The organism is Streptomyces sp. NPDC060205 (assembly GCF_042728395.1).
Lineage (GTDB): Bacteria > Actinomycetota > Actinomycetes > Streptomycetales > Streptomycetaceae > Streptomyces.
This window is the reverse complement of the sequence record NZ_JBHWZP010000107.1, coordinates 20,996-27,564: the sequence shown is the minus strand read 5'-3', so window position 1 is coordinate 27,564 and position 6,569 is coordinate 20,996. Positions and strand designations below refer to the sequence as shown.

Annotated in this window: 8 protein-coding genes and 3 pseudogenes; 3 read left to right on the top strand and 8 right to left on the bottom strand. The window is 69.9% G+C overall.

The genetic code is table 11. The annotated features are described in order from the left end of the window. Together ACFWGJ_RS20300 and ACFWGJ_RS20295 are read right to left on the bottom strand one after the other, a co-directional pair. Positions 1–702, bottom strand: a 702-nt coding sequence (locus ACFWGJ_RS20300; protein WP_387326285.1) for a transposase, incomplete at its 3' end; no start/stop codon positions are given. Between the two features lie 193 nt (positions 703–895). After that, a pseudogene (locus ACFWGJ_RS20295) lies at positions 896–1,192 on the bottom strand (transposase); the annotation flags it as partial. On the opposite strand from ACFWGJ_RS20295, the gene ACFWGJ_RS20290 reads away from it, so the two are divergent. After that, complete coding sequence (locus tag ACFWGJ_RS20290; protein WP_387326288.1) at positions 1,138–1,305, top strand: hypothetical protein; 168 nt, start codon at positions 1,138–1,140, stop codon at positions 1,303–1,305. The pseudogene ACFWGJ_RS20295 and the gene ACFWGJ_RS20290 overlap by 55 nt on opposite strands. On the opposite strand, the pseudogene ACFWGJ_RS20285 reads toward ACFWGJ_RS20290, so the two are convergent. The 6 genes and pseudogenes from ACFWGJ_RS20285 to ACFWGJ_RS20260 form a co-directional block, all read right to left on the bottom strand. Beyond that, positions 1,282–1,482, bottom strand: a pseudogene (locus tag ACFWGJ_RS20285) (DUF6192 family protein); the annotation flags it as partial. The gene ACFWGJ_RS20290 and the pseudogene ACFWGJ_RS20285 overlap by 24 nt on opposite strands. A 248-nt stretch (positions 1,483–1,730) precedes the next feature. Continuing rightward, positions 1,731–1,949, bottom strand: coding sequence for a hypothetical protein (locus ACFWGJ_RS20280; protein WP_387326282.1), 219 nt, complete (start codon positions 1,947–1,949; stop codon positions 1,731–1,733). Positions 1,950–2,155: 206 nt separating this feature from the next. Further along, positions 2,156–2,494, bottom strand: a complete 339-nt coding sequence (locus ACFWGJ_RS20275) for a hypothetical protein (RefSeq protein ID WP_387326280.1) — start codon at positions 2,492–2,494, stop codon at positions 2,156–2,158. A 161-nt stretch (positions 2,495–2,655) separates the two neighbouring features. After that, entirely contained in the window at positions 2,656–3,423 is a 768-nt protein-coding gene (locus ACFWGJ_RS20270) for a glucose 1-dehydrogenase (RefSeq protein ID WP_387326277.1), read from the bottom strand. A gap of 90 nt (positions 3,424–3,513) precedes the next feature. Then, entirely contained in the window at positions 3,514–4,530 is a 1,017-nt protein-coding gene (locus tag ACFWGJ_RS20265) for a zinc-dependent alcohol dehydrogenase family protein (RefSeq protein ID WP_387326274.1), read from the bottom strand. 62 nt (positions 4,531–4,592) lie between these two features. Further along, positions 4,593–4,997: a cupin domain-containing protein gene (locus ACFWGJ_RS20260; protein ID WP_387326271.1), complete on the bottom strand. Its 405-nt coding sequence runs from the start codon at positions 4,995–4,997 to the stop codon at positions 4,593–4,595. Between the two features lie 441 nt (positions 4,998–5,438). On the opposite strand from ACFWGJ_RS20260, the gene ACFWGJ_RS20255 reads away from it, so the two are divergent. Together ACFWGJ_RS20255 and ACFWGJ_RS20250 are read left to right on the top strand one after the other, a co-directional pair. Next, entirely contained in the window at positions 5,439–6,335 is an 897-nt protein-coding gene (locus tag ACFWGJ_RS20255; protein ID WP_387326268.1) for a helix-turn-helix transcriptional regulator, read from the top strand. Next, positions 6,286–6,549 (top strand): annotated as a pseudogene (locus tag ACFWGJ_RS20250) (hypothetical protein); the annotation flags it as partial. The gene ACFWGJ_RS20255 and the pseudogene ACFWGJ_RS20250, both read left to right, overlap by 50 nt. Positions 6,550–6,569 lie beyond the last annotated feature (20 nt).

Genomic DNA, 6,569 nt, shown 5'->3' with positions numbered 1-6,569 from the left:
CCTGGCCCCTTGGAGGCCAGGAGCCGGCATGCTCACAGACACCTCACGTTGCTGTGCCGACAAGCCGCAGCGGCGAGTGGGGTGGGCCATGCCACGTTCTCGTCGAACAGCTCGTGCGCGGGTAGCCCAGGCCAGGGCGGTAACGGCGAGGTGGACAGCGCGCGCATCCGATCGCGTCCCGAGGCGGATGGGCGGGAGCTGGGAGGCCGTGTCGGCCCGCACGGCGACGGGATGAAGTGTGGCGAGTGGGGGCCGGGGCGGGCTCACCAGGCGGCGGACCATAAGCGTGATCATGGTCCAGGTCAGGTGCGCTTCGCTGTGGGAGATGAGCCGTTCGTAGTCCCTCACGTTCCGGCGGGCCCTCATGATCCAAGAAATCGTGCGTTCACCACGCCATCGCTTCGCCAGGACGGCGAAGCGGTCCTGGCCCTTGCGGCGCGGGACGCTGTGCAGGGTGAGGCCAAGGAAGGAGCGGGCCCAGGGGACCAGTTCGCCGCCGTAGGCCGAGTCGGCCCAGGCGACGGTCACTTCGGGGTGGGCCAGGCGGAGGCGGAAGAGGAGGTCGCGGGCCGGGCCATCGTCGCGATTGGTGGCCGGGGCGACCATGACCTTCAGCGGTATCCCGCGCATGTCGACGGCGAGGTGCCGCTTGCGGCCGTTTATTTCCTTGCCGGCGTCGAAGCCGCGGGTTGCCGCTCCCACGGTCTCGGCGCCTTTGACGGACTGGGAGTCCAGGATCACTGCGACGGTACGGGGATTGATCCCGTCGTGGAGACGGGCCTTCTGGTGCGGTTCGGCCTGGATGCGGGCCAGGACCCCGCTGTCCCGCCACCGTTGAGAAGAACCCGAACACGGTGCGCCAGGGAATGCCGAAGTCGACCGGGACGGATCGCCACTTGCAGCCGTTGTCGTTGACGTAGCGGATGGCGTCCACGATGTTCCGCCTCGGATGCTTCTCCGGCCGTCCGCCCCAGGGCTGGGTACAGGCCGGTAGCGGCAGCAGCGGCTCCAGGATCGCCCACTCTGCATCCGTGGTGTCGCTGGGATAGTGCCGGGGCCGGGAGGCTGGTCTCTCGTCGTCGGCATGGCTACTGGCCCGCAGCAGGTCAGCTGCAAGCCCCGCACGATCCGGGCCGGATGGACGCTCTCCTCCCCACCCTCCGGCTCCTCGCCGAGGCCGGGCTCGTCCCACACGTCCCCTTCGCCATCGTCGAGGAGCTCGTCCTGGTCGAACTGGGCCCGGTTGACCCGTTCCCGCGCCCGTCGATCACGCATGGTCCGGAAGGCCACCTCCAGGCGTTGTAACAGATCACAAGCCGCCTGAACCACCACCGCTTCGTCGGCGGCCAGGTCGCGAATGGTCTCCATCTCCTGCACCGTCACGGGCGTGGCCGTCGGCCAACCAGCGACCCGCTTGGCCGCATCCCCGCTCCACCGGCGCTGTCCAGTGCGCTCGTTCAGCGGCGGGTCCTTGATCTGCACGAACGCGTTTGGCGAGGATGCGATGCACCTCGAAGCACGCGCCCTCCTGCCGCTGTTCGGCGGGCCACCGCGCGGCCACCCAGCGATAGGTACGGACCGTATGAAAGGACGGCCCGATCGACTCGGCGAACTGGCGCAGGGCGCGCTCCAATCACCGTCTGAGAACACCTCATGGCCGCAGGACTCACCCGTAAGACCTCAGTGGCCGAACGCCCCAGCCGCATGGGATTGCGGCGTCGGAGCCGGTTTCAGACCAGGGCTTGGAGAACGAGCGCGGCGGCTGTCGTCAGCACGGCGGTCGGCAGCATGACTGCTCGCACGCGGTCGAGGGAGCGCTCGACCGCGGGCGCCAAACGGGCTTGCCGCGAGGCCGTCCGGGGTGTGTCCGTGGCCGTCTCGGTCTCGCGGGCCGCCATGCGCGTGCCGGATACAGCAGGGGCCGTCAGATCCGCTCTCTTTTCACTCATCTGTCCCAGGTGTCCCCATGCGGATCTCCGTAACTTCCGGTCACCGGTATGAGTTCGTTCTGCTACCTGAGCGTTATCGGAGCCAGGAACGCCGCCCGCGCGGCTGGCGCCTTCGCGGCGAGCGGGGTACGAGGTATGGAGACCGGATCAATGCGTCTGCCTCCCGTGACCTCCACACGCGCAGTCCCCTTCCCGGCCGGGATCGTTCAGCCAGGAAGGGCGTCCCCGGGGAACCCCTGACACGGGTGAACCTCGCAGCGCATCATCCCAGCTTGCACGCAGGGGTCGTCCGCCATGATCTCCGAGGCGTCCTTCGCCGGCACTGTCATGATGGCGACGCCGGCCAAGGTGTCAGAGCCGACCGGGCAGAGGACCGCTATCACGCCGGACTCGCGCAGCGACACCATGCGTCGCTGGTGTTCGAGCTCGATCGCGTCCGCGCCGTCCATGCCCCGTTCAGGACCCCACTGAAGGAGTGCCAGGCTGTAGGGCTTCGCCGTCGCCGCCAAAGCTCGGATCTGTTCGTCGGTCACGATCGCGCTCACGCTGTCTCCCCAGTCATGTCGAGGCGTTCGGTCAACGAAACGATAATTCGTTCGGGGGCAAGTCGTCGTGTCCACCGCCACGAGTGGGTGCGAAGCCGCGGCCGGATGGTACGAGGACGGAGGATACGTTCCGTCCCCGGGCCGGTGTCCGGGTGTGGGCCCTAGTGGGTGGTGAAGCCGCCGTCGACGGGGAGTGCGGCTCCGATGACGAAACTGGCGCCGGGGCTGCACAGCCACAGGACGGCCTCGGCGATCTCCTCGGCGCGGCCGAGCCTGCCGATGGGCTGCTGCTTGAGGATCTCGGCCATGGCGTCGGCCTGGCTTTCGAGCATGCCGGAGACCATGGGGGTGTCGATGGTGCCGGGGCATACGGCGTTGATGCGAATGCCCTTGGGGGCGTACTCGACGGCCGCGCTCTTGGTCAGGCCGATCACGCCGTGCTTGGAGGCGTGGTACGCGGCGCGCTCGGGCAGGCCTACCAGGCCGCCGAGCGAGGAACAGTTGACGATGGCGCCGGAGCCCTGGGTGCGCATCTGGCGCAACTCGTGCTTCTGGGCGGCCCAGACGCCGCGCAGGTTGACGGCGTTGACGCGGTCGAAGTTCTCGGCGCTCTCGTCGGCGGCGTCGGTGGGTGGGGCCTGGACACCGGCGTTGTTGAACGCCATGTCCAGACGGCCGAAGGCTTCCACCGCGCGGGCCACCGCGGCGGTGGCCTGGTCCTCGTCGCTCACGTCGCAGGTGACAGCGATGGCCCGGTGGCCTGCGTCCGTGAGTTCCCGGGTCGCCTTGTCCACGGCGTCCTCGTCGAGGTCGGCCAGGACGACGGCGGCGCCGGCCCGGGCAAAGGCGCGGGCGGTGGCCAGGCCCATCCCGGAGGCGGCGCCGGTGACCAGGGCGACCTGGCCTTGGAAGGTGTACTGCGGGTTCATGAGGCAAGGGTCCAATCTCTGCGCGGGCCCCGAGGCCGGGGCCCGCACATGCAAGGGGTGATTCAGTTTCGGTCGGCGCGCAGGAGGGGGTCAGGGGCGCAGGAGGGTTTTGATGGCGCGTCGTTCGTCCATGGCCTTGTAGCCTTCGGCGGCCTGTTCCAGGGGCAGTTCCAGGTCGAAGACCTTGCCCGGGTTGATGCGGCCGGTGAGGACGCGCTCGATGAGGTCGGGCAGGAAGGCGCGGACGGGGGCGGGGCCGCCGCGCAGGGCGACGTGGGAGAAGAACAGCTGCTCGCCGTCGACCTGCACGCCGTGGGGGACGCCGACGAAGCCGACGTTGCCGCCGGGCCGGGTGGAGTTCAGGGCCTGTTGCATGGCGTCGGGGGTGCCCACGCACTCCAGCACACGGTCGGCGCCGATGCCGTCGGTCAGCTCCTTGATCCGGGCGACGCCCTCCTCGCCGCGCTCGGCGACGATGTCGGTGGCTCCGAATTCGCGGGCCAGTTGCTGGCGCGGCTCGTGGCGGGACATGGCGATGATCCGGGTGGCCCCGAGTTCCCTGGCGGCGATGACCGCGCACAGGCCGACCGCGCCGTCCCCGACGACGGCGACGGTGTCACCGGGCTGGACCTGGGCGGCGACGGCCGCGTACCAGCCGGTGCCCATCACGTCGGAGCAGGCCAGCAGGCTGGGCAGGTGCTCGTCCGCGACATCGCCGGGTACGGGGACGAGGGTGCCGTCGGCGAGCGGGACCCGCACGTACTCGGCCTGGGCGCCGCCGACGAACTCGCGGTGCAGGCAGTTGGTCTGATAGCCGTTTTCGCAGTTGGGGCAGGTGTTGTCGGAGGCGAAGAACGAGCCGATGACCAGTTGGCCGGGCTTGATGCCGGTCACCTCGCCGCCGACCTCTTCGACGATGCCGACGTATTCGTGGCCGCCGGGGACGGGCTGGGCGACCTCGTTGATGCCGCGGTAGTCCCACAGGTCGGAGCCGCACACGCAGGTCACGACGGTGCGGATCACCGCGTCGGTGGGCTGCTGGACGGCAGGCTCGGGCAGGTCTTCGACCCGGAGGTCACGAGGGGCGTGAAGGACAGTTGCGCGCATGGCTCTTTCCGTACGTGTGAGAGGGCGGCGGAGTACCGCGGAATTCCGGGCGCTGGTCGAGGTCAGGGGGTGCGGGCGGAATGGCGGGGACCTGCGTACTCGGCGTCGGTGACGTGCTCCAGCCAGTCGACGTCGTCGCCCTCCCACAGCGCGAGGTGCGCCATGAACCGGTCCGGGGCCGCGCCGTGCCAGTGCTCCTCACCCGCCGGTGTGAAGATCACGTCTCCGGGGCGGGCCTCGATGATGTCGCCGCCGCGGGCTTGGATCAGGGCGATGCCCTCCACGACGTAGAGGGTCTGGCCCAGGCCGTGGGAGTGCCATGCGGTGCGGGCGCCGGGCGCGAAGCGCACCATGTTCGCCCGCACGCGGGAGGGTTCCTCACCGCGGTGGATCACATCCGCCCACGCGTCTCCGGTGAACATCTCCCCCGGCAGCTTCAACGTCGCCGGCGGCTGGATGACCTCCATGATCGTGCTCCTTACGTGTGGTGCGAGGTACGTGTGGTGCGAATTGCGTGTGGTGGCCGCGCGAACGCGTTACGTGCGCGAACGCGTTACGTACGCGGAAGCGGCTCGGGCAAGGGACCGCCGAGGGTTCAGGAACCTGTATCCGGCCAGTGCCGGGGCGATGTCCCCGAACTGCTGGCGCGGCCCCTGCGGGTGCTTGTCTTCCGGCATCCGGCGGCTCCTTTTCGTGTGGATGCCCAGGTGGCTCCCCACGGGAGCGTGGACGGGCACCGGTCTCCATTGCCTCCTGCCGCCGGTGGGTGTGCCACTGGAGCGGACGGGATGGCCCTTGCTGGCCTGCTATCGATGAAACGGCAGGTCACGGGCGGTGCGGAAGGACCCGTTGATACGTGTACCGGCAGTACACCCCTCGCGTCGCGGGATCGTCGTAGCCTCGGACCCATGGACAACCGCAGCGAGGTCCGCGAATTCCTCACCAGCCGTCGCGCCAGGATCACACCGCAGCAGGCCGGGCTTCCCGCCGTCGGCCACCGGCGGGTGAAAGGGCTGCGCCGCGAGGAGGTCGCGATGCTCGCCGGCGTCAGCGCCGAGTACTACGCGCAGATGGAACGCGGCAACCTCTCCGGCGCCTCCGAAGCCGTCCTGGATTCGCTCGCCGGCGCGCTGCAGCTCGACGAGTCCGAGCGGGCCCACCTCCTGGATCTGGCCCGCACCGCCAGCACCACCCGGCGTCCCGCACGGCGCCGCCGTACCGGGCAGCCGGTCCGGCCCGCCCTGCAGCAGCTCCTGGACGCGATGACCGAGGCACCCGCGTTCATCCGCAACGGCCGCCTCGACATGCTGGCCACCAACCGGCTCGGCAAGGCCTTGTACTGGCCGCTGTTCCAGGACCCGGCCCGGCCGGTGAACATGGCCCGCTACCAGTTCCTCAACCCCGGCGCGGCTCAGTACATGACCGGCCTCGACCAGCAACGGGCCGCAGCCGCCGCCCTGTTGCGCACCGAGGCCGGCCGTGACCCCTACGACCGCGAGCTCACTGATCTGGTCGGTGAGCTCTCCACCCGCAGCGAAGCCTTCCGCACCCTGTGGGCCGCCCATGACGTGCGCCTTCACCAGACCGGCTACAAACGCTTCCACCACCCCGCCGTCGGCGACCTGGTCCTCGCCTTCGAGGGCCTGCCCATCCCCAACGACCCCGGCCTCACGCTCACCGCCATGAGCGCCGAACCCGGCACCGCCTCGCACGACGGCCTTCGCCTGCTCGCCAGCTGGGCCGCCACCCTCGACGATGCCGAGCCGGACGCACCCGCCCCCACCGCCGACGAACACAGCTCCTGACCGCCACGCCACACCGCACGGGCAAGCCCTGTACGCGCCGGTGTACCAGGAGCCCAACTGCGGCCGGAACATGGCCCGGTTCTGCATCCTGAGCCCGGCGGCCCGGCAGTTCTACGTCGAATGGGACCAGACCGCCCAGACCGCCGTCGGCGCTTTGCGAGAGGCGGCGGCCAATGACCCCTACGACCGGGGACTGTGCAACCTCATCGGCGAGCTGTCGACGGCAGAATGGAA